The organism is Cryobacterium sp. SO2, assembly GCF_026151165.2.
Taxonomy (GTDB): Bacteria; Actinomycetota; Actinomycetes; order Actinomycetales; family Microbacteriaceae; genus Cryobacterium.
This window is the reverse complement of the sequence record NZ_CP117849.1, coordinates 2,118,126-2,139,689: the sequence shown is the minus strand read 5'-3', so window position 1 is coordinate 2,139,689 and position 21,564 is coordinate 2,118,126. Positions and strand designations below refer to the sequence as shown.

The window sequence follows — 21,564 nt, the reverse complement described above, 5'->3', positions numbered from 1 at the left end:
CCATGCTTCGTTGGCTCACCGCCGGAGAGTCCCACGGCCCCGAACTCCTCGCCATTGTCGAGGGTTTGCCCGCTGGGATCCCGGTCACCCTAGATGAGATCCGCCTCGACCTTGCGCGCCGCAAACTCGGCTACGGCCGTGGTGCCCGCATGAAGTTCGAACAGGACGAACTGAACATTTCCGGCGGCGTGCGGCACGGTCTCACCCTCGGTGGACCCGTTGCCCTGCGCATCGGCAACACCGAATGGCCCAAGTGGGCCGAGGTGATGAGCCCGGAGCCCGTCGACCCGGCCACACTCACCCGCGGCCGCGGCGCGCCCCTGGTGCGCCCGCGCCCCGGCCACGCCGACCTGGTCGGCATGCAGAAGTACGACTTCGACGAGGCCCGCCCGGTCCTGGAGCGCGCCAGCGCCCGCGAGACCGCTGCCCGTGTCGCGCTCGGCGCCGTCGCCCGCGCCTTCCTGGCCGGCCTCGGCATCGAACTGGTCAGTCACACCCTGTCCATCGGCCCTGTACGGGTGCCCGAAGACGCGCCGCTGCCCCACCCGAGCGACGTCGACACCCTCGACGCCGACCCGCTGCGCTGTTTCGACCCTGTGACCAGCGCCCTGATGGTGGCCGAGGTGGATGCCGCGCACAAGGACGGCGACACCCTCGGCGGCATCGTCGAGGTGCTCGCCTACAACGTCCCGCCGGGGCTCGGTTCCTTCGTGCACTGGGACCGGCGCTTGGATTCGCAGCTGGCCGCCGCCCTGATGGGCATCCAGGCCATCAAGGGTGTCGAGGTCGGCGACGGCTTCCTCACCACCACCCGGCGCGGGTCGGCGGCGCACGACGAACTCGTGCAGGTCGACGACCGGATCGTGCGGGCCAGCGACAAGGCCGGCGGCACAGAGGGTGGCATGAGCACCGGCACGGTGCTGCGCGTGCGGGCGGGCATGAAGCCCATCGCCACCATCCCGCGGGCCCTGCGAACGGTGGACATCACCACCAGCGAGGCGGCCCCCGCCCACCACCAACGCTCAGACGTCTGTGCGGTGCCGGCTGCCGGCGTCGTCGCCGAGGCGATGGTGGCCCTGGTGCTGGCCAACTCGGTGCTGGAGAAGTTCGGCGGCGATTCGCTCACCGAAACCAAGCGCAACCTGGACGCCTACCTCGCCAACATCCCGGCGAACCTGCGTACAGGGGCGTCCAGCGGCGCCACCGTCTAGCGTGCTGTTCCTCAGCCCGGATGCGTCCCGCCCGGCCGACGGCTGGCCCGCCGCCCCGGCGCGCACGCCCGAGCCGGCGCCGGCGGTGTCGCCCGTGACGGCGGAACTGACCCGGGCGACCGACACACCGCTCTACCCCCTCGTCTTCATCGGTCCGATGGCCTCCGGCAAGTCGAAGATCGGCCGCCGGGTGGCGCGGACCCTCCGGGTGCCGTTCATCGACACCGACAAGGACATCGTGGCCGCGCACGGCCCGATCACCGAGATCTTCGCCCGGCACGGCGAGGAACACTTCCGGGAGCTCGAGCGTGCCGCGGTCGCCGCGGCGCTGCAGCGCGAACGCGCCGTCGTGTCGCTCGGTGGGGGAGCCGTGCTCGACCCGGCCACCAGGGACGACCTCCGCCGCGCCACCGTGGTCTCGCTGAGCACCACCGCCGACGCCGTGCGCAACCGCACCAAGAACGCCAAACGTCCCCTGCTGGCGGCCGGGCCGGACGCCTGGCAGCGCATCTACGACGAGCGCCGCCCGCTGTACGAGGCGCTGGCCAGCATCCACTTCGACACCTCGACCAGGCCGGTCGACGCCATCGCCGCCGACATCGTGAAATGGGTAAGAAAACAATCGTGACCGAGATGATCCCCGCAGAGACCGGCACCACCACCATCACCGTCAGCGGTGTCGACAGCTACCCGGTCTTCATCGGCCGCGGCATCGTCGCCGACGTCGCCGAGCAGCTCGGCGACACCGTGAAGAAGGTGCTCATCGTGCACACCTCGCACCTCGGCGCCCGCGCCGTGGCGCTGCGGGAGAGCCTGCTCGACCGCTACGAGGTGCTCATCGCCGAGGTGCCGGACGCCGAACCGGCCAAACGGGTCGAGGTGGCCGCGTTCTGCTGGCAGGTCATGGGCCAGGCCGACTTCACCCGCACCGACGCCGTGATCGGCTTCGGCGGCGGCGCTGTGACCGACCTCGCCGGTTTCGTTGCCGCCACCTGGCTGCGCGGCGTGAAGCTGGTGCAGATCCCCACCAGCGTGCTCGGCATGGTCGATGCCGCCGTCGGCGGAAAGAACGGCATCAACACCGCTGAGGGCAAGAACCTCGTCGGCACCTTCTACGCACCCGCCGCCGTGATCTGTGACCTCGAGATCCTCGCGGACCTGCCCCGGAACGAGATCCTCGCCGGCTTCGCCGAGATCGTGAAGGCCGGCTTCATCCAGATCCCCGAGATCCTCGACATCGTCGAGGCCGACGTCGCCGCGGTCACCGATCCCACCACCGCCGAGTTCCGCCGGGTCCTGGAGCTGGCGATCGCCATGAAGGCCCGCGTCGTCGGCGCCGACTTCAAAGAGGCGGGCCTGCGCGAGATCCTCAACTACGGGCACACCCTCGGGCATGCCGTCGAGCACGCCGAACGCTACGGCTGGCGGCACGGCGCCGCCGTCGCGGTGGGCATGATGTTCGCCGCCGAGCTTGCCCGGCTCAGCGGCCGGCTCTCCGACGAGGCCGTCGACAGGCACCGCCGCATCCTGGAATCTCTCACTCTGCCCACCACCTACCCGGTGGGCCGCTGGTCGACGCTGCTGGCCACCATGCAGCGCGACAAGAAGACCCGTAGCGGCATGCTGCGCTTCATCGTGCTCGACGACATCGGCAAGCCCACGGTGCTCGAGGCCCCCGACGCCTCCCTCCTCTTCGCCGCCTACCAAGAAATCGGCTCCTAACAGTCCCGCGAGCCGTGAGAACAGCCCCGAAAACCGGAGGTTTTCGGGGCTCACCTCACGGCTCGGGGAAACTATGGCGAGTGTGCTTAGAATGAAGCACTCGACCAGCGCTGATCGGAGGTGTGATGTGGCCCGCGACAGCCCCTGGACCGTCACACCCACCGACTCGCCATTCGGAGCCTTCGCCCGGCAGGAACGCCAGCACGAGGCCGTCGTCGGGGATCGCACCGACCTGCTCGTCACGGGCCGTGCCGGAGTGCGGCGGCTGGTGCGGGAATCCTGGCAGCGGTCGATCTCGCTGCGGCTGGACCCGCTGACGGCCCAGGCTGCGCCGACCCTGAGCGCAGACGAGCTCAGCGGGCTGCGGGCACGGAACCCTCTGGCCGGGGTGCTGCCGGTGATCAACACCCTGCTGGTGCGGCATGCCGCCGAGTTCGGGTTGATCGTGGCCGTGGCCGACGAGTCCGGCCGGCTGCTCTGGATCGACGGTGACAGTGCCGTGCGCACCCGGGCCGAAGACATGCACTTCGTGGTGGGCGCCGACTGGTCGGAGGCCCGCGTCGGCACGAGCGCACCCGGCACGGCGCTCGCGCTGGACCACGGCATCCAGATCCAGCGGGCCGAGCATTTCAGCCAGCTCGCGCATCCCTTCAGCTGCACCGCCGTGCCTATCCACGACCCGGTCACCGGGGCCGTACTCGGCGTGATCGACATCACCGGCGGGGACGCCGCCGTGGCACCGCAGACTCTCCCGCTGGTGGAGGCCGCCGTCGCGGCGCTCGAGGCTGAGCTGCGCATCCAGAGCCTGAGCGCGCCGCGGCCGGTGCCGGCCCGGCCGTCGGGCTTCACCGCGCCTGGGGTGCTGCTCAGCGTGCTGGGCACCGAGCACGGCACCCTGCACGGTGGGAGCCTGCACGGTGGGAGCCTGCACAGTGGGAGCCTGCACAGCACCGTGCTGCCCGGGCAGGGGCAGAGCGCGGAGCTCAGCCCCCGGCACGCCGAGATCCTGCTCCTGCTCGCCTGGCATCGGCAGGGTCTCTCCGCCGACCGGCTGGCCGGCCTGCTCAGCGACGACCAGCCGCACGCGGTGGAGAATCTGCGGGCGGAGATGGTGCGATTGCGCCGGGTGCTCATGGTCAGCCATCCGCAGCTGCGCATCGGCTCGCGACCGTACCGGCTCGAGACCGGCGTCGACACCGACGCCGGCCGTCTTCTCGGCCTGCTCGCCCGCGGCGCCCACCGGATGGCACTGGGCGCGTACCGCGGACCGGTGTTGCCGGGGTCCGCCGCGCCCGGCGTCGCGGAGATCCGCACGGAGGTGAGCGCACGGTTGCGCCAGACCCTGCTCAGCGACGCTGCGGTGGAGGTGCTGCTCGACTATGCCCGCACCGACGAGGCCGCCTGGGACAGCGAGGTCTGGCGGGCCTGCCTCGAACTGCTGCCCGCCCGATCGCCGCAGCGGGCGGCCGTGGTGGCCGCGCTGATGCGCATCGACATCGAACTCGGTTCCTGACCCGACCAGACGCGCGGTCAGCCCAGCACGACGATCCAGACCAGGAGAAAGGCCACGGTGCCCGCGAGCCAGACGCCGACAACGAGCAGTCTCAATGGCCAGGTCGCTCGGGTGCGGACAAGCGCCGCGGCGATGAAGCCGGCCGACAGCAGGACTTCGAGCGCCCAGTACACGGGACTCGTGCTGTCCACAATGGTGCTGAGCGCCCAGACCCCCTCGCCGAGGAGCACGGCGGCCAGCGGTGTCACGGCGAGGGCCCGCCAGCGGGGTGAGCCGTGCCGGACCAGCCCGGCGGCGACACCGAGCAGGGGTCCGGCGACCAGACCGACCACGGTCCAGACCGACGACAACGGATCGCCGTCGTCGAAGCCGCGCCACTCGGAGACCACGCTGTAGGACTCGACCAGCAGCTGGAAGACCACGATCCCGAGCACTCCGGCCAGCAGCGGCCGGGCGCGGCCGAGCCAGACGATCAGGAAACTGAACATGGTCCAGCCGCCGGCGGAGTTGCTCAGCGAGTTGACCCAGGACGGCAGGTATTGCTGCGCGACGCTGGTGAGCCCGCCGATCAGCACCGCGCCGACGACGGCGACGACACCGGCGCGCAGGACCGACGACCAGGTCTCGACCCACCATCCGGTCGCCGGTCTCGGCGGCGCACCGGCGCGGGAGCTTTCCAGGGTTTCCATGGCTTCCAGGCTAGGGACGCGGCGCCGGCCGGGCATCCCTCCACAGGCTGACCGCGACTCTCCGCAGGATGACCTCTGCCGTGACCTCGTGTTCCGGCCACGTGCGGCGGCCACCGCAACGTTTCGCAACCTTCACCTTCGTAGGCTCGCCGCATGGCCCGCACTGCCGCGGAACCCATCGACAGAGTCGTCGAACAAGGAGCGAAATGACCGTTTACGCCGCACCCGGCACGCCGGGCGCCAAAGTCACCTTCAAGTCCCGCTACGAGAACTGGATCGGAGGCGAATGGGTGCCGCCGGTCAAGGGCCAGTACTTCGAAGACATCTCCCCGGTCAACGGCAAGCCCTTCACCGAGGTCGCCCGCAGTACCCACGAAGACATCGACCTGGCCCTCGACGCAGCCCACAAGGCCGCACCGGCATGGGGCAAGACCACTGCCACCCAACGCGCCGCGATCCTGAACAAGATGGCGGATGTCATCGACGCCAACCGGGAACTGCTCGCGGTGGCCGAAACCTGGGACAACGGCAAGCCCATCCGCGAACCGCTGAACGCCGACCTGCCGTTGGCCGCGGATCATTTCCGGTACTTCGCCTCGGCCATCCGCGCGCAAGACGGTGACCACGCCGAACTCGACAACGACACCATGTCGTACCAGTTCCACGAACCTCTCGGCGTGGTCGGCCAGATCATCCCGTGGAACTTCCCGATCCTGATGGCCGTCTGGAAGCTCGCGCCGGCCCTGGCTGCCGGCAACGCCGTGGTGCTCAAGCCCGCCGAGCAGACCCCGGCGTCGATCCTGGTGCTGATCGAACTGATCGGCGACATTCTGCCGCCCGGTGTGCTCAACATCGTGAACGGATTCGGCATCGAGGCCGGCAAGCCGCTCGCCTCGTCGAACCGCATCCGCAAGATCGCATTCACCGGTGAGACCACCACCGGCCGCCTGATCCTGCAGTACGCCAGCGCCAACATCATCCCGTCCACGGTGGAGCTGGGCGGCAAGAGCGCCAACATCTTCTTCGAGGACGTGGCCCAGAAGGACGACAGCTACTACGACAAGGCGCAGGAGGGCTTCGTGCTCTTCGCCTTCAACCAGGGTGAGGTGTGCACCTGCCCCAGCCGGGCACTGCTGCACAAGCCCATCTACGACAGCTTCCTCGGCGGCGCGATCGAGCGCACCAAGCTGGCCACGCAGGGCAATCCGCTCGACACCGACACGCAGGTGGGCGCGCAGGCCAGCAACGACCAGCTCGAGAAGATCCTCTCCTACATCGACATCGGCAAGAAAGAGGGCGCCAAGCTGCTGCTCGGCGGCGAGCAGGTGGACTTGGGCGGGGATCTCAGCGGCGGCTATTACGTGCAGCCGACGATCTTCGAGGGTCAGAACAAGATGCGCATCTTCCAGGAGGAGATCTTCGGACCGGTCGTGGCCGTGACGAGCTTCGACGACTACGACGACGCCATCTCCATCGCCAATGACACCCTCTACGGCCTGGGCGCCGGCGTGTGGTCGCGCAACGGCACCACCGCGTACCGGGCCGGACGCGACCTGCACGCCGGCCGGGTGTGGGTGAACAACTACCACAACTACCCGGCAGGGGCGGCTTTCGGCGGCTACAAGAGCTCGGGCATCGGCCGCGAGAACAACAAGCTGGCTCTCGGCCATTACCAGCAGACCAAGAACCTGCTCGTGTCCTACTCCGAAGACGCCCTGGGCTTCTTCTAACCCGCACCCGGGAGGTGCCGGCCGGGGTGGCAACCCGAAGGCTACCCCGGCCGGCACCGCCTCCCGACCCAGCCCCACCCCGCGACCCACTCCTTCAGGAGGACATCATGACCGACCTCATTACCCCCGCATCGGACGCAAGCGTCACCGCCGTGGTCGACGCGACGATCACCATCCCGGGGGAGACCCGGTCCAGGGTGGCTCTGACCCAGGCGACCGTCGAGCTGCTGCGCAGCCTCTGGGAGGAGCATGGGCCGCTCATGTTTCACCAGTCCGGCGGGTGTTGCGACGGCAGCTCGCCGATGTGCTTCCCGGCGGGGGAGTTCATCACGTCCGACCAGGACGTGCTGCTTGGCCGGCTCGACATCGCGCCAGCGGGGGAGCCGGAGCAGCTGATCGACTTCTGGATCTCCGCCGAACAGTTCGAGTACTGGAGCCACACCGCTCTGCTCATCGACACAGTGACAGGCCGCGGCGGCGGATTCTCGGCCGAGGCTCCGCGCGGGGTGCGGTTCCTCATCCGGTCGGAACTGATGGACACATTCGGCGCCTGAGCACCGATCAGGGCGCTCCCACTCGCCGGGCTCGCCCCTGTTGCAGCCGATCAGTCTTCGTCCCAGACCAGGATGTCCCCGGGCTGACAGCCGAGAACACGACAGATCGCGTCCAGGGTCGAAAAGCGGATGGCTCTGGCCCGGCCGTTCTTGAGCACCGCCACATTGGCCGGGGTGATCCCCACCCGGGCGGCGAAGTCGCCGACCGACATCCCGCGTTCCGTCAGCAGCCTGTCGATCATCACGCGTACGGCCATCACACCACCTCGTCGAGTTCCACGCGCTTCACCGTGGCGCCGCGGAGGGCCGACCGAAGAACCACCAGGACCAGGGCGACGGCGGTGCCGGTCAGCGCGCCAGCCAGCAGCAGCAGAGCCAGTGCGGGCGGACCGGGGATGAGCGTGAGGGCGGCCACAACAAGAATCGTCGACGCGGAGCTGGAAACGATCATGACGTCGACGAGCCGCAGCTCCGTGCGCCCGACGATCCCGCCCTCGCTGAGGGAGCCCAGCAGGATCCCGGTCACGACCACGCAGACCACCACGCACACGCCGAATGCAAGGGCCACCGTGACCAGCGGAACCTGCAGATGCGCGAACTCCGGATAGCTCTCCGCGAGGGACTGCGCGGTGATGACGACGACGACCTCACCGATGATGATTGCCACGCCCAGGAGGCCGAGGACGATCCGCGCCACGGCGATCGTGATCGGGCTGGAAGAGCGGTTCGGGCCGTGGTCGTGCGGGGGCGTATCCATCTCTCGAGTATCGATAGTCGATCGATCGCCTGTCAAGCGACCCCGGCGCAGGATGGTGATCGCGCGAGTCGCACAGCCACCCGAGCGGGCGGACTCCAACCCGGGCCTAGGCTGGGTGCATGCGCACAGTCCTCGTTCTCAACGGCCCGAACCTCGGCCGCCTCGGCAGTCGCGAGCCGGATGTCTACGGCTCAGCGAACCTCGACGACCTGCGCGTGCTGCTAACCGACGCGGCACCGGATGACGTCACCGTCGACGTTCGCCAGACCGATGACGAAGCCGAACTCATCCACTGGCTCTACGAGGCCGTGGACACGAACACCCCCGTCGTGCTCAACCCGGCCGCCTTCACCCATTACAGCTACGCCCTGCGCGACGCCGCTGCACTCGTCACCAAGGCCGGCATCCCCCTCGTGGAGGTGCACATCTCCAACCCGCATGCCCGCGAGACCTTCCGGCACACCAGCGTGGTCAGCGCCGTGGCCACCGGCGTCATCGCCGGATTCGGCTTCGACTCGTACCGGTTGGCCCTCGACCACATCGTGCGCCTGAGCTGACCGGCAGGCGCCGGCGGCGGCATCCTGAGCGCCAGGAATCGATCCGGCGCGGCGTGTCGGCTACACTCGTCTGAGGCCTTACGGCCGCGCACCTTACCAATTGAATCGAACGGAACACCTTTTCATGGCATCTACCGCCGACATTCGTAATGGCGTCGTCCTCAACATCGACAAGCAGCTGTGGGCCGTCATCGAGTTCCAGCACGTCAAGCCCGGCAAGGGTGGCGCCTTCGTGCGCACCAAGCTGAAGAACGTCGTCACGGGCAAGACCGTCGACCGCACCTTCAACGCCGGCGCCAAGATCGAGACCGAGAACGTCGACCGCCGCGACTTCCAGTACCTGTACGCGGATGGCGACTCCTATGTCTTCATGGACGTCGCAGACTACGACCAGCTCACCGTGTCCTCCACCGTCGTTGGCGACGCCGCCAACTTCATGCTGGAGAACCAGGCCGTCACCGTGGCCCTGCACGACGGCAACCCGCTCTACGTCGAGCTGCCGGCCTCCGTTGTGCTCGAAATCACCTACACCGAGCCGGGCCTGCAGGGCGACCGCTCCACCGGCGGTACCAAGCCCGCCACCGTCGAAACCGGGTACCAGATCCAGGTGCCGCTGTTCCTCGAGCAGGGCACCAAGGTCAAGGTCGACACCCGCAACGGTGACTACCTCGGCCGCGTCAACTAGTGAGCGCCCGTACCAAGGCGCGTAAGCGCGCCATCGACATCCTGTACGCCGCCGACATCCGCCAGACCACGATCCCGCAGTCGTTGGCCATGGAGGCCGAGCGTGCCGCCAATGAGCCGGCGCGCATGGTCTCCTGGCTGTACGCCCGCGACATCGTGGACGGCGTCGTCGACCACCGCGACGAAATCGATGAACTCATCGAGACCTACTCCCAGGGCTGGACGCTGTCGCGCATGCCCACGATCGACCGGGCCATCCTGCGCATCGGCATCTGGGAGATCCTCTACAACGACGCCGTGCCGCACGCCGTCGCGATCGATGAGGCCGTCGAGGCCGCGAAGGTGCTCTCCACGGATGACTCCGCGGGGTTTGTGAACGGCCTTCTCGGCCGGATCGCCCAGACGGCGCCATCCGCCTAGTCGGCGCGACCAGCACCACCGAGCATGACGGGTGCCGTCCGGTCGCAGACGCGACCGGACGGTGCCACTGAGGGGGAGAGCATGACTCTAGACAGCCACGATCACAACACCGACCGACCGCTGGTTCCAGCCGCGCAGCCCGAGGGTTATCCGGCCGGCTACCCGGCCGGTCAGACGCCGGGCGCGCCTCTCGCCGGACCCGTTGCGCCGCGCACGAACACGCTCTCGATCGTGTCCCTCGTCACTGGATTCTTCTGCTCTATCGCCGCTGTGATCACCGGGCACCTCGCGCTGGGCCAGATCAAGCGGTCCGGCGAGGCCGGCAAGAGCCTTGCGATTGCCGGCCTGATCCTGGGCTACCTGGGCATCGCAGCCACTGCTGTCGGCGTCCTCCTCATCGTGCTGTTCGCGGCGACCCTCGGCGCGTTCTTCTCATCGGTGTCCGGAACCACCTCGTCGGTGATCGCCGGCTCCGGACAGGTCGGCGCGGCGCACCTCGACGACGGTTACCTCGAGGTGGGCAAGGGCAGCATCCTCGTCGACCTGTACGTCGACCCGATGTGCCCGTACTGCGGCCAGTTCGAGATCGCGAACGGCGACACCCTTGCGGCCCTCGTCGATACCGACAGCATCACCCTGCGCCTGCATTCGCTGACCTTCCTCGACCAGGCGTCCCAGGGCACCGCGTACTCCTCGCGGGCCTCCGCCGCGCTCACCTGCGAGGCCGCGATCAACCCGGACTCGACGCTCGACTACCTCGCCGCCCTCTACGCCAACCAGCCGGCGGAGGGCACCTCCGGACTCACCGACGACGAACTCGTGGCCCTGTCCTCCGGAGACGACTCGATCGCGGACTGCGTCACCGACGGCGAGTACGTCGCCTGGTCGCAGCAGAACACCGACGATGCGCTCACGGGACCGATCGAGGGCGCCGACATCTCCTCGATCCAGGGCACACCCACAGTGCTCGTCGACGGCAGCCAGTACCTCGGGCCGATCGACGACCCCCAGGCGCTCACCGAATTCATCGTCGGCGCCGCATCCTGACCGGTCGGATCGACACCATCCGGATCGACACCGTCCGGATCGACACCGTCCGGATCGTCACCGTCCGGATCGTCACCGTCCGGATCGACGCAGTTCGAATCAGCGCAATTCGGACCGGCGCAGTTCAGATGGTCAGCGTGATGCTGGGCACGATGCCGGCGATCGATGCCCACAGTTTCACGTCGTCTCCGTCCTGCCGGATGTAGGGGTTGCCCGCCTTGTCGCGGCATTCGAAGGAGATCTGCGCCTCCAGCGCGACCCCGATCGCGTAGGTGTGCGAGCCGCGCAGCTGCAGGGTCGTGCTGAGATCGGTGAAGGCGTGCCGCTGTGAACTGATCGGCGAGCCGCCCCGCCCGCTTTCGTCGAAGGCGAACAGGGTGCGCGACCCGAACGGGCTCAGCATCTCCCACGCGCCCGAGATCGGGTCGATCTCCCAGCCGGCGATATAGGCCGTGCCCCGGTAGGCGAAGGCCGCGAACCCGATCGGACCGGCCGGGTGGAACCACCATCTGCTTTCGGCCACGAGTTCGATGTCGGCCGAGACGGTGACCGAGGACAGGCTGGCGCGGGGCACCAGCGCCACTCCGGTGCCGGCGAAGCCGATGTAACCGGTATCCAGGGCCGACGCGTTCACCCAGCTGAAGAGCTGACCGGTGCGTTCGGAAGCGTCGCTGCCGTCCGGTTTGCCGTCGCGCCCGTTGGCCCAGCGGTACCGGTAGCGGTGGTCGTCCGGGGGAGCGGACGTCCAATAGGTGCGGTGGTCAGCGGCGGCCGGGATGTACAGATCGTCCGGCCAGGTGGCCACGAAGGAGGAGCGGGGCCGGAAGTAGTGGTCGAACATCGCCTGCCGGTACTTCTGCACCCCGACGAGGGTGCGCGCCCGATTGCCGGCGGCCAACTCGACTTCCTGGTGGATGACCTCGATCTCGCGCCGGCGCACAAAACTGATCGGACCGGCGGGTGCGCCGATCTCCGACTCAACCGGCGACGGCGCGTGCGTCTGGGCAGGGGAGGCCGCGTCGACCTCGGTCTCGTCGCCCGAGCCGTTGAGAACGGAGCCGGCCGGAACGGAACCGTCGGGCACTGCGCCGTCGGGAACTACGCCGTCGGGAACTGCGCCGTCGGCAACGGTGGATGCGGGTTCGGTGCCGCCGTGACCGGAACCGGCCCCCGGTCGCGCCTGCCCGGGTCTGCCCTCGGAGAGTCGTTCGTCCCGTGGGCGGCTGTTGCGCGGGCGCTCCTCGTCGGCCGGTCTCATGCCCACAGAATAGGCCTCGCGAGCCGTGAGAAAAACCCCGAAACTCCGGCGTTTTCGGGGTGTGAAGTCTCATGACATATTGGACATTTATGTCTCAGGACATCGTGGACAGTGTGTCTCAGGACATCGTGGATAGTTCAGGGGCTTTGCTCATGTGATGAGCGCTCTGAATCCTGATCCCCGAGTTCGAATGTTGGTCACGACGTGGCCGGATGACGCCCCTCGGGGCGCGATCGCAGCGTTCTGTCGAACACACAACGTGTCGCCGTCCTGGTTCCACAAAGTTCGCGCGGAGACGAAGGCCAGCGGTGCGGTCGCTGCGATGGAACTCGGATCCACGAGGCCGAAGAACAGCCCGGCGAAAACGAACGCAGGCATGGTCAAGCTCGCTTTGGAGACCCGCGCAGAACTCAAGCGACGCGGCTTCGATCACGGCCCGCTCAGCGTCCAGGCCAAGCTGCGCAGGCAGGGCCTGACTCCGCCGTCCCGAGCGACGCTGGCCCGGATCTTCGCTCGGGCTGGCGTCGTCATCCCGGAGCCGAAGAAGAAGCCGCGGTCCGCGTATCGCCGGTTCGTTTATCCCAACCCGAACGGGTGCTGGCAGATCGACGCGACCGAGTGGATCCTCGCCAGCGGGCGCAAAGTCGTGGTCTTCCAACTCATCGATGACCACTCCCGCCTCGCTTTGGCCTCGCTGGCCGCGAGCGGCGAGACCAGCGAAGCCGCGATCAGGGTGGTCGACCTGGCGATCAGCCGGCACGGCGTCCCGCAGAAGTTCCTCTCCGACAACGGCGCCGCGCTCAACCCGACCCGCCGTGGCCACGAAGGAGCTCTCGTGAACCACCTCGTCAGCCTCGGAGTGGTGCCAATTACAGGCAAACCCGGCAAGCCCACCACCCAAGGCAAAAACGAACGCGTGCACGGAACCTTGCTGAAATACCTCAACACCCACCCGATCGCCGCCACGCTTGAGGAACTACAAACCCAGCTCGACGACTTCGACGCGTATTACAACACCGAGCGTGAGCACCAATCGCTGCCCCACATGACGCCGCAGGAGGCCTGGGACGCGACCGCCGTGGCCACCCCACCGACCCCACCAGCGGCCCCCGAACAACCCGCCGAGTTAGTCCAACGCACCGTGACCAGCGACGGCGAAATCACCGTCCTGGGCACCCGATTCAAAATCGGAAAGGACTACACCGGCCACGAACTCCACGTCAGCTACAACGCCACCACAATCGCCTTCTACGACAATGCTGGGACGGAGATTCTCAGCCATCCACGACCGCCCAAAGGCACGCCCTACGTCGGGAACAACAAGCCCCGAGGATTCATGGCCACCCAAACCTCCACGAAGTCATGAGACATGAAAACTCCACGATGTATTGAGACATGAAGTGTCCACGATGTGTTGAGACATCACACCGGCGTTTTCGGGGCCCTGCTCACGGCTCGCGAAAGTGGCGGGCGGGTGAGGGATGCTAAGGTAAGGGGAATATCTAGACCTACTTTAAGAGCCGTCCTGTGAGACGGGAAAGGAGGTCGGTTTGACGGAGCGCACTGTGCTCACCCAGGCTGACATCACCCGAGCGTTGACTCGGATCTCGCACGAGATCCTGGAGTCCAATCGAGGAGCGGAGAACCTGGTGATTCTCGGCATCCCCACCAGGGGAGTGGCCCTGGCCCGGCGCATCGCCGAGATCATCCAGCGCATCGAACCCTCCTCGCCGGCCGTGCGCGTCGGCTCCCTCGACGTGACGATGTACCGCGACGACCTCGCGCACACCCGCACCCGCACCCCCTCGCCCACCCAGGTGCCCGGCAGCATCGACGGCGCCACCGTGGTGCTCGTGGACGACGTGCTCTACTCCGGCCGCACCATCCGCGCCGCCCTGGACGCCCTCGGCGACCACGGCCGGCCCAGCGTGGTGCGCCTGGCGGTGCTCGTGGACCGCGGCCACCGTGAACTGCCCATCCGCGCCGACTTCGTGGGAAAGAACCTGCCCAGCGCCACCCACGAACGCATCAACGTGCACGTCACCGAGGTGGACGGCGACGAGTTCGTCAGCATTGAGGGAGGCGCAGACGCATGAGGCACCTGCTCTCCACCAAGTCACTCAGCCGCGCAGAGGCCATCGGCCTGCTCGACATCGCCGAAGACATGGCGGATGTTGCCAACCGCGAGGTCAAGAAACTCCCGACCCTGCGGGGCAAGACCGTCGTGAACCTCTTCTTCGAGGACTCCACCCGCACCCGCATCTCCTTCGAGGCCGCCGCCAAGCGGCTCAGCGCCGACGTGATCAACTTCAGCGCCAAGGGCTCCAGCGTCTCCAAGGGCGAGAGCCTCAAGGACACCGCGCAGACCCTGGCCGCGATGGGCGCCGACGGCGTCGTCATCCGCCACCCCGCGTCCGGCGCCCCGCAGGTGCTGGCCGGCAGCGGCTGGATCGACGCCGGCATCATCAACGCCGGCGACGGCACCCACGAGCACCCCACCCAGGCGCTGCTCGACGCCTTCACCATCCGCCGCCGCCTGCACGGCGCCGGCTCGCGCGGACGTGGCCTCGACGGCGTCAGCGTCACCATCGTCGGCGACATCCTGCACTCCAGGGTGGCGCGTTCCAACCTCTGGCTCCTGGACACCCTCGGTGCCCACGTCACCTTCATCGCCCCGCCCACCCTGCTGCCGTCCGACACGTCGGGCTGGCCGGCCACCATCGGCTACGACCTCGACGCCGCCATCGACGCGGGCCCCGACGTCGTGATGATGCTGCGCATCCAGGCGGAACGGATGAACGCCGCGTTCTTCCCGAACAGCCGCGAGTACTCCCGCCGCTGGGGCCTGGACGACGAGCGTTTCGCCCGGCTGGCGTCGCATAGCATTGTCATGCACCCCGGACCGATGAATCGCGGCCTGGAGATCTCCTCCGCCGCAGCCGACTCTGAACGGTCCACCGTGCGCGAACAGGTCGCAAACGGGGTCTCCGTGCGAATGGCGGCGTTGTACCTGTTGCTTTCCGGCGACCGAGAGGACCACTGAATGTCGACCGAACGCTTTCTCGTGCGCGGAGCCCAGCTCAGCGACGGCACCACCACCGACCTGATCCTGGCCGACGGGCGCATCAGCGAAACCGGCACCGGACTCTCGGATGCCGGCGCCACCGTGATCGACGCCGACGGCCTCATCGCCCTGCCCGGCCTGGTCGACCTGCACACGCACCTGCGCGAACCCGGCTACGAGCAGAGCGAAACCGTGCTCACCGGTAGCCAGGCCGCGGCCATCGGCGGGTACACGACGGTCTTCGCGATGGCTAACACCTCGCCGGTGCAGGACACCGCCGGTGTCGTCGAGCAGGTGCTCGCCCTGGGCGAAAGCGCCGGCTACGTCACCGTGCAGCCCATCGGCGCCGTCACCGTTGGCCTGGCAGGTGACCGCCTCGCCGAACTGGGCGCCATGGCAGCCAGCCGCGCCAACGTGCGGGTCTTCTCCGACGACGGCTTCTGCGTGTCCGACCCGCTGCTGATGCGCCGGGCCCTGGAGTACGTCAAGGCCTTCGACGGCGTCGTCGCCCAGCACTCCCAGGAACCCCGCCTCACCGTCGGCGCCCAGATGAACGAGGGCGCCCTCTCCGGCGAACTCGGCCTCACCGGCTGGCCCGCCGTTGCCGAGGAATCGATCATCGCCCGCGACGTGCTGCTGGCCGAACACGTGGGTTCCCGCCTGCACGTCTGCCACCTCTCCACCGCCGGCGCCGTCGATGTGGTGCGCTGGGCCAAGGCCCGCGGCATCAACGTCACCGCCGAGGTCACCCCTCACCACCTGCTGCTCACCGAGGAACTCGTCGCCGGCTATGACGCCAGGTACAAGGTGAACCCACCGCTCCGCCGCCGCGAAGACGTGGAGGCCCTGCGCCAGGGCGTCAAGGACGGCACCATCGACATCATCGCCACCGATCATGCGCCGCACCCGGTCGAATCCAAGGACTGCGAATGGGGCGCGGCGGCCAACGGCATGGTCGGCCTCGAATCCGCCCTGTCGGTGGCCCACGCCGCCCTCGTCGAGACCGGCTACCTGGACTGGACCGACCTGGTGCGGGTGATGTCGAGTGTTCCCGCCCGCATCGGCCGCATCGAAGGACAGGGCCAGCAGCTCACCGTCGGCGCCCCCGCCGAACTCACCCTCTACGACCCGAGCGTGCGCCGCGTGTTCGGCCGGGAGAACCTCGTCGGCAAGGGCATCAACTCGCCCTACCTCGAGATGACCCTGCCCGGCCAGGTGCTCGCGACCTTCCACCGCGGCTACGCCACCGTGCTCGACGGCGTGCTGCAGAACACCGGCCAGATCCAGGCAGCCAGGGACAGGGGCACACATGAGTAGCCGCACGGTCGCGACCGTCATCGTCGCCCTGGTGCTGCTCGCGGTACTCGGGTTGATGCTGCGCTCCTGGCGCCGGCGCACGGCGCGGGACTTCGCGCTGACCCCCGGGTACCCGCAGCCTGCCGTCTTCGACCGCGAGCTGGCCTCGGCCGCCGCCCTGTACGTGGCAACCACTCCCAGGGACCAGCCGCTCGAACGCCTGGCCATCGCCGGTCTCGGCTTCCGCGCCCGCGGCGGGGTGTCGGTCACCCCGCAGGGCGTGCTGCTCGAACTGGCTGGTTCGCCCGCCCTGTTCATCCCCGCGGATGCGCTCGAGCTCGTCGCCGACGCCACCTGGGCCATCGACAGGGCCGTCGAGCCCGGCGGCCTGCTGCAGCTCGGCTGGCGTCTGACGCCCGGCTCCGACGCCGCAGCAGCAGCGCCTGTGAGCGTCGACAGCTACTTCCGTTTCAGCGACCCCGCCGACCGCCGTGCGATCAGCGCGGCCATCAACTCAATCACAGGAGCCGGCCCCGCCGATCCTGGCACCCCTGCCACTGGCAGAACAGATTTCGGTACCGAAGAAAGTGAGGTGTAGCCCGTGAGCTACCCAACAACCAACGCGGCCCCGGCCGTGCTCGTCCTCGAAGACGGCACCCGTTACGTGGGACGTGCCTACGGCAGCCTCGGACAGACCCTGGGCGAGATCGTCTTCGCCACCGGCATGACCGGCTACCAGGAGACCCTGACCGACCCGTCCTACGCCGGCCAGATCGTGCTCATGACGGCCCCGCACATCGGCAACACCGGTGCGAACGACGAAGACATGGAATCCTCCCGCATCTGGGTCTCCGGTTTCGTCGTCCGCGAGCCCGCCCGCGTGCCCTCCAACTTCCGCTCCCAGCGCACCCTCGACGCCGACCTCGAGTCGAACGGGGTCGTCGGCATCAGCGGCATCGACACCCGCGCCATCACCCGCCACATCCGCTCGCTCGGCGCCATGCGCAGCGGCATCTTCTCCGGCGACCGCTACGACATCTCCGAGAGCGAGCAGCTCGAACTCGTGCGCGGCGGCGCCAGCATGCGCGGCCGCAACCTCTCCGACGAGGTCTCCACCGTCGAGCCGTACTCCCTCCCCGCCACGGGCGAGCGGATCGGCTCCGTCGCCGTGCTCGACCTCGGCGTGAAGACCTCCACCCTCACCTACCTCGCCGAGCGGGGCTTCGAGGTCTTCGTGCTGCCGCAGTCGGTCACCGCCGAGCACGTGCTCTCGCTGAACCCGTCCGCGCTGTTCTTCTCGAACGGCCCCGGCGACCCCGCCGCCAGCGACGCCCACGTGACCCTGCTGCAGGAGGTGCTGCGCGCCGGAGTGCCGTACTTCGGCATCTGCTTCGGCAACCAGCTGCTCGGCCGTGCCCTCGGCTTCAGCACCTACAAGCTGCCGTTCGGCCACCGCGGCATCAACCAGCCCGTGCTCGACAAGGCCACCGGCCGGGTCGAGATCACCTCGCAGAATCACGGCTTCGCCGTGGACATGCCCATCGAGGGCATCAGCGAGTCCACGACCGGCTTCGGCCGGGTGGAAGTGAGCCACTACAGCCTCAACGACCAGGTCGTCGAGGGCATCAGATGCCTGGACATCCCGGCATTCTCGGTGCAGTACCACCCGGAGTCCGCGGCCGGCCCGCACGACGCCAACTATCTTTTCGACAGGTTCAGGGATGTGGTGGTCGCGCACGTGGCCGCCGGAGCAGGAGACGCCAAGTAATGCCCAAGCGCGACGATATCAACAGCGTCCTCGTCATCGGATCCGGCCCGATCGTCATCGGCCAGGCCTGCGAGTTCGATTACTCGGGCACCCAGGCCTGCCGGGTCCTCCGCGAGGAAGGGGTCAGGGTCATCCTGGTCAACTCCAACCCGGCCACCATCATGACCGACCCCGACTTCGCCGACGCGACGTACATCGAGCCGATCACTCCCGAGATCCTCGAAACCATCATCGCCAAGGAACGCCCCGACGCGATCCTGCCGACCCTGGGCGGCCAGACCGCCCTCAACGCGGCCATCGCCCTGCACGAGCGCGGCATCCTGGAGAAGTACGACGTCGAACTGATCGGCGCCAGCTTCGAAGCCATCAACAAGGGCGAGGACCGCCAGATCTTCAAGCAGCTGGTGCTCGACGCCGGCGCAGACGTGGCCAAGTCCTACATCGCCCACACCGTGGAGGAAGCCGTCGGCTTCGCCGAGGACCTCGGCTACCCGCTCGTGGTACGCCCGTCCTTCACCATGGGCGGACTCGGCTCCGGCTTCGCCTACACCGAAGCCGAGCTTCGCCGCATCGTCGGCGATGGTCTGCACCAGAGCCCCACCACCGAGGTGCTCCTGGAGGAGTCCATCCTCGGCTGGAAGGAATACGAGCTCGAGATGATGCGCGACACCGCCGACAACACGGTGGTCGTCTGCTCGATCGAGAACGTCGACCCCGTCGGTGTGCACACCGGCGACTCGATCACCGTGGCCCCCGCGCTGACCCTCACCGACCGCGAGTACCAGAAGCTGCGCGACATCGGCATCGACATCATCCGTGCCGTCGGCGTCGACACCGGCGGCTGCAACATCCAGTTCGCCATCGACCCGGCCAACGGCCGCATCATCGTGATCGAGATGAACCCCCGGGTGTCCCGCTCCTCCGCCCTGGCCAGCAAGGCCACCGGCTTCCCGATCGCCAAGATCGCCGCGAAGCTCGCGCTCGGCTACCGCCTCGACGAGATCCCCAACGACATCACCGGCGTCACCCCGGCCAGCTTCGAGCCCACGCTCGACTACGTCGTGGTCAAGGTGCCCCGGTTCGCGTTCGAGAAGTTCCCCAAGGCCGACCCGCGCCTGACCACCACCATGAAGTCGGTCGGCGAGGCCATGGCCATCGGTCGCAACTACGCCTCCGCCCTGCAGAAGGCCCTGCGCTCGCTCGAGAAGCGCGGCTCCTCCTTCCACTGGGGTACAGAGACCCGGTCGGTCGAGGAGCTCCTCGCGATCGCCGAGGTGCCCACAGACGGCCGCATCGTCACCGTGCAGCAGGCGCTCCGCAAGGGCGCCAGCATCGAGCAGCTCTTCGAAGCCACCAAGATCGACCCGTGGTTCCTCGACCAGATCGTGCTCATCAACGAGATCGCCGACGCCGTCGCCGCCTCCGACACCCTCGACACCGAGATCCTCCGCACCGCCAAGGACCACGGCTTCTCCGACGCCCAGATCGGCGAACTCCGCGGCTTCGGTGAAGCGGATGTGCGCAAGGTCCGGCACATCCTCGGCGTGCGCCCGGTCTTCAAGACCGTCGACACCTGCGCGGGGGAATTCCCCGCCCTCACCCCGTACCACTACTCGAGCTACGACCAGGAGACCGAGGTCGTGCCCAGCGACCGCAAAAAGGTCGTCATCCTCGGCTCCGGCCCGAACCGGATCGGCCAGGGCGTCGAGTTCGACTACTCCTGCGTGCACGCCTCGTTCGCCCTCTCAGAGGCCGGCTACGAGACCATCATGATCAACTGCAACCCGGAGACGGTCTCGACCGACTACGACACCAGCGACAGGCTCTACTTCGAGCCGCTCACTCTCGAGGACGTGCTGGAGATCATCCACGCCGAAAGCCAGAGCGGCGAACTCGTGGGCGTCGTCGTGCAGCTCGGCGGCCAGACCGCGTTGGGCCTGGCCAAGGGCCTCGAGGCGGAGGGCATCCCGATCCTGGGTACCTCGCCCGCCGCGATCGACCTCGCAGAGGAACGCGGCCTGTTCAGCGGCATCCTGGCCGACGCCGGCCTGCTCGCACCCCGCAACGGCGTGGCGATCGACTACACCGGCGCCGTCGTCGTGGCCGAGGAGATCGGCTACCCGGTGCTCGTGCGCCCCAGCTACGTTCTCGGCGGCCGCGGCATGGAGATCATCTACGACAGCGCATCGCTGGCGGACTACTTCACCCGGATGCAGGGCCAGGGCATCATCGGCCCCTCGCACCCGCTGCTGGTGGACCGGTTCCTCGACGACGCCATCGAAATCGACGTCGACGCCATCTACGACGGCCACGAGCTTTACATCGGCGGCGTCATGGAGCACATCGAAGAGGCCGGCGTGCACTCGGGCGACTCCAGCTGCACCCTGCCGCCGGTCACCCTCGGCCGCGCCGAGATCGACCGGGTGCGCGACGCGACCCTGGCGATCGCGCAGGGCATCGGCGTGCGCGGCCTGCTGAACGTGCAGTTCGCCATCGGCGCCGGCGTGCTCTACGTGCTCGAGGCCAACCCGCGCGCCTCGCGCACCGTGCCGTTCGTGGCCAAGGCCCTCGGCATCACGCTCGCCAAGGCCGCCTCGCTCATCATGGTGGGCACCACCATCGCCGAGCTCAAGGCCGACGGCCGGCTGCCCCTGATCGACGGCTCCCGGGTTCCGATGGACTCGCCCGTCGCCGTCAAGGAAGCCGTGCTGCCGTTCAACCGGTTCCGCACGACTGAAGGCCTCATCGTCGACTCCGTGCTCGGCCCGGAGATGCGCTCCACCGGAGAGGTCATGGGCATCGACCGCGACTTCCCCCGGGCATTCGCCAAGAGCCAGCTGGCCGCCTACGGCGGAATCCCGCTCACCGGCACCGTCTTCGTCTCGGTGTCCGACCGCGACAAGCGCGCCGTGATCCTGCCGATGCTGCGCCTGCAGCAGCTGGGCTACACCATCATGGCCACCGAGGGAACCGCCGAAGTTTTGCAGCGGAACGGAATCGGGGCCACAGTGGTGGCAAAGTTCAGCGAAAAGGCCGATGAGTCCGTAGACACCGTCGTCGACCTGATCCGACGCGAGGAGGTTCAGATCGTGATCAACACCCCCAACGGCCGCACTGCACGGGCCGACGGCTATGAGATCCGGGCCGCGGCCGTCGCCGGCGACCTGCCCCTGTTCACCACCATCGCCGAGCTCTCCGCCGCCGTCGGGTCCATCGACTCCATCCGCACCGGCTTCGAGGTCACCAGCCTGCAGGAGTACGCGACGAAACGGACGGCCGCACTGTGACTCACGC

At 68.3% G+C, this 21,564-nt stretch carries 21 protein-coding genes; 17 read left to right on the top strand and 4 right to left on the bottom strand.

Annotation, left to right across the window (positions count from 1 at the left end; genetic code table 11):
- Nucleotides 1-2 precede the first annotated feature (2 nt).
- The 4 genes from aroC to BJQ94_RS09830 all read left to right on the top strand — a co-directional run bounded on the left by aroC (nt 3) and on the right by BJQ94_RS09830 (nt 4,446).
- The gene (gene aroC / locus BJQ94_RS09845) at nt 3-1,211 is read left to right on the top strand and encodes a chorismate synthase (RefSeq protein WP_265397818.1); all 1,209 of its coding nucleotides are present in this window, start codon (nt 3-5) and stop codon (nt 1,209-1,211) included.
- Nucleotide 1,212: 1 nt separating this feature from the next.
- Nucleotides 1,213-1,839, top strand: a complete 627-nt coding sequence (locus BJQ94_RS09840) for a shikimate kinase (RefSeq protein ID WP_345893435.1) — start codon at nt 1,213-1,215, stop codon at nt 1,837-1,839.
- Nucleotides 1,840-1,844: 5 nt separating this feature from the next.
- On the top strand, nt 1,845-2,933 hold the full coding sequence (aroB, locus tag BJQ94_RS09835; RefSeq protein ID WP_265397849.1) for a 3-dehydroquinate synthase: 1,089 nt from the start codon (nt 1,845-1,847) through the stop codon (nt 2,931-2,933).
- Between the two features lie 127 nt (nt 2,934-3,060).
- Nucleotides 3,061-4,446, top strand: coding sequence for a transcriptional regulator (locus tag BJQ94_RS09830; RefSeq protein ID WP_265397817.1), 1,386 nt, complete (start codon nt 3,061-3,063; stop codon nt 4,444-4,446).
- 17 nt (nt 4,447-4,463) lie between these two features.
- Here BJQ94_RS09830 and BJQ94_RS09825 read toward each other — a convergent pair whose 3' ends face one another.
- Nucleotides 4,464-5,135 (bottom strand): DUF6518 family protein, encoded by a 672-nt coding sequence (locus BJQ94_RS09825; RefSeq protein ID WP_265397816.1) that lies wholly within the window; start codon nt 5,133-5,135, stop codon nt 4,464-4,466.
- 206 nt (nt 5,136-5,341) lie between these two features.
- Between BJQ94_RS09825 and BJQ94_RS09820 the strand changes: the two genes are divergently transcribed.
- Both BJQ94_RS09820 and BJQ94_RS09815 read left to right on the top strand, forming a co-directional pair.
- On the top strand, nt 5,342-6,865 hold the full coding sequence (locus BJQ94_RS09820; protein ID WP_265397815.1) for an aldehyde dehydrogenase family protein: 1,524 nt from the start codon (nt 5,342-5,344) through the stop codon (nt 6,863-6,865).
- A gap of 107 nt (nt 6,866-6,972) precedes the next feature.
- The gene (locus BJQ94_RS09815) at nt 6,973-7,419 is read left to right on the top strand and encodes a DUF779 domain-containing protein (protein WP_265397814.1); all 447 of its coding nucleotides are present in this window, start codon (nt 6,973-6,975) and stop codon (nt 7,417-7,419) included.
- Nucleotides 7,420-7,469: 50 nt separating this feature from the next.
- Here BJQ94_RS09815 and BJQ94_RS09810 read toward each other — a convergent pair whose 3' ends face one another.
- Nucleotides 7,470-7,676 (bottom strand): helix-turn-helix transcriptional regulator, encoded by a 207-nt coding sequence (locus BJQ94_RS09810; RefSeq protein ID WP_265397813.1) that lies wholly within the window; start codon nt 7,674-7,676, stop codon nt 7,470-7,472.
- A complete protein-coding gene (locus BJQ94_RS09805) occupies nt 7,676-8,176 on the bottom strand; it encodes a DUF2975 domain-containing protein (protein ID WP_265397812.1) in 501 nt (166 codons plus the stop codon). The genes BJQ94_RS09810 and BJQ94_RS09805 overlap by 1 nt, the downstream gene beginning before the upstream one ends.
- 119 nt (nt 8,177-8,295) lie before the next feature.
- Between BJQ94_RS09805 and aroQ the strand changes: the two genes are divergently transcribed.
- The 4 genes from aroQ to BJQ94_RS09785 all read left to right on the top strand — a co-directional run bounded on the left by aroQ (nt 8,296) and on the right by BJQ94_RS09785 (nt 10,884).
- Nucleotides 8,296-8,733, top strand: a complete 438-nt coding sequence (gene aroQ / locus BJQ94_RS09800; protein WP_265397811.1) for a type II 3-dehydroquinate dehydratase — start codon at nt 8,296-8,298, stop codon at nt 8,731-8,733.
- A gap of 124 nt (nt 8,734-8,857) precedes the next feature.
- Entirely contained in the window at nt 8,858-9,418 is a 561-nt protein-coding gene (gene efp, locus BJQ94_RS09795; RefSeq protein ID WP_265397810.1) for an elongation factor P, read from the top strand.
- The gene (gene nusB, locus BJQ94_RS09790) at nt 9,418-9,837 is read left to right on the top strand and encodes a transcription antitermination factor NusB (RefSeq protein WP_265397809.1); all 420 of its coding nucleotides are present in this window, start codon (nt 9,418-9,420) and stop codon (nt 9,835-9,837) included. The genes efp and nusB overlap by 1 nt, the downstream gene beginning before the upstream one ends.
- An 81-nt stretch (nt 9,838-9,918) precedes the next feature.
- Complete coding sequence (locus BJQ94_RS09785; RefSeq protein WP_265397808.1) at nt 9,919-10,884, top strand: DUF4190 domain-containing protein; 966 nt, start codon at nt 9,919-9,921, stop codon at nt 10,882-10,884.
- A 124-nt stretch (nt 10,885-11,008) separates the two neighbouring features.
- Here the strand turns inward: BJQ94_RS09785 and BJQ94_RS09780 are convergent, their stop codons facing one another.
- A complete protein-coding gene (locus BJQ94_RS09780; RefSeq protein WP_265397807.1) occupies nt 11,009-12,142 on the bottom strand; it encodes a hypothetical protein in 1,134 nt (377 codons plus the stop codon).
- A gap of 157 nt (nt 12,143-12,299) precedes the next feature.
- Between BJQ94_RS09780 and BJQ94_RS09775 the strand changes: the two genes are divergently transcribed.
- From BJQ94_RS09775 to carB, 7 genes are all read left to right on the top strand, one after another.
- Nucleotides 12,300-13,508 (top strand): integrase core domain-containing protein, encoded by a 1,209-nt coding sequence (locus BJQ94_RS09775; protein ID WP_275875463.1) that lies wholly within the window; start codon nt 12,300-12,302, stop codon nt 13,506-13,508.
- Nucleotides 13,509-13,692: 184 nt separating this feature from the next.
- Nucleotides 13,693-14,238, top strand: coding sequence for a bifunctional pyr operon transcriptional regulator/uracil phosphoribosyltransferase PyrR (pyrR, locus tag BJQ94_RS09770; RefSeq protein ID WP_265400968.1), 546 nt, complete (start codon nt 13,693-13,695; stop codon nt 14,236-14,238).
- Complete coding sequence (locus BJQ94_RS09765) at nt 14,235-15,185, top strand: aspartate carbamoyltransferase catalytic subunit (RefSeq protein WP_265400969.1); 951 nt, start codon at nt 14,235-14,237, stop codon at nt 15,183-15,185. The genes pyrR and BJQ94_RS09765 overlap by 4 nt, the downstream gene beginning before the upstream one ends.
- Entirely contained in the window at nt 15,186-16,523 is a 1,338-nt protein-coding gene (locus BJQ94_RS09760; protein WP_265400970.1) for a dihydroorotase, read from the top strand.
- A complete protein-coding gene (locus tag BJQ94_RS09755; protein ID WP_265400971.1) occupies nt 16,516-17,100 on the top strand; it encodes a hypothetical protein in 585 nt (194 codons plus the stop codon). The genes BJQ94_RS09760 and BJQ94_RS09755 overlap by 8 nt, the downstream gene beginning before the upstream one ends.
- A 3-nt stretch (nt 17,101-17,103) precedes the next feature.
- On the top strand, nt 17,104-18,270 hold the full coding sequence (gene carA, locus BJQ94_RS09750; protein ID WP_265400972.1) for a glutamine-hydrolyzing carbamoyl-phosphate synthase small subunit: 1,167 nt from the start codon (nt 17,104-17,106) through the stop codon (nt 18,268-18,270).
- The gene (gene carB, locus BJQ94_RS09745; RefSeq protein ID WP_265400973.1) at nt 18,270-21,557 is read left to right on the top strand and encodes a carbamoyl-phosphate synthase large subunit; all 3,288 of its coding nucleotides are present in this window, start codon (nt 18,270-18,272) and stop codon (nt 21,555-21,557) included. The genes carA and carB overlap by 1 nt, the downstream gene beginning before the upstream one ends.
- The last annotated feature ends 7 nt before the right edge of the window (nt 21,558-21,564 follow it).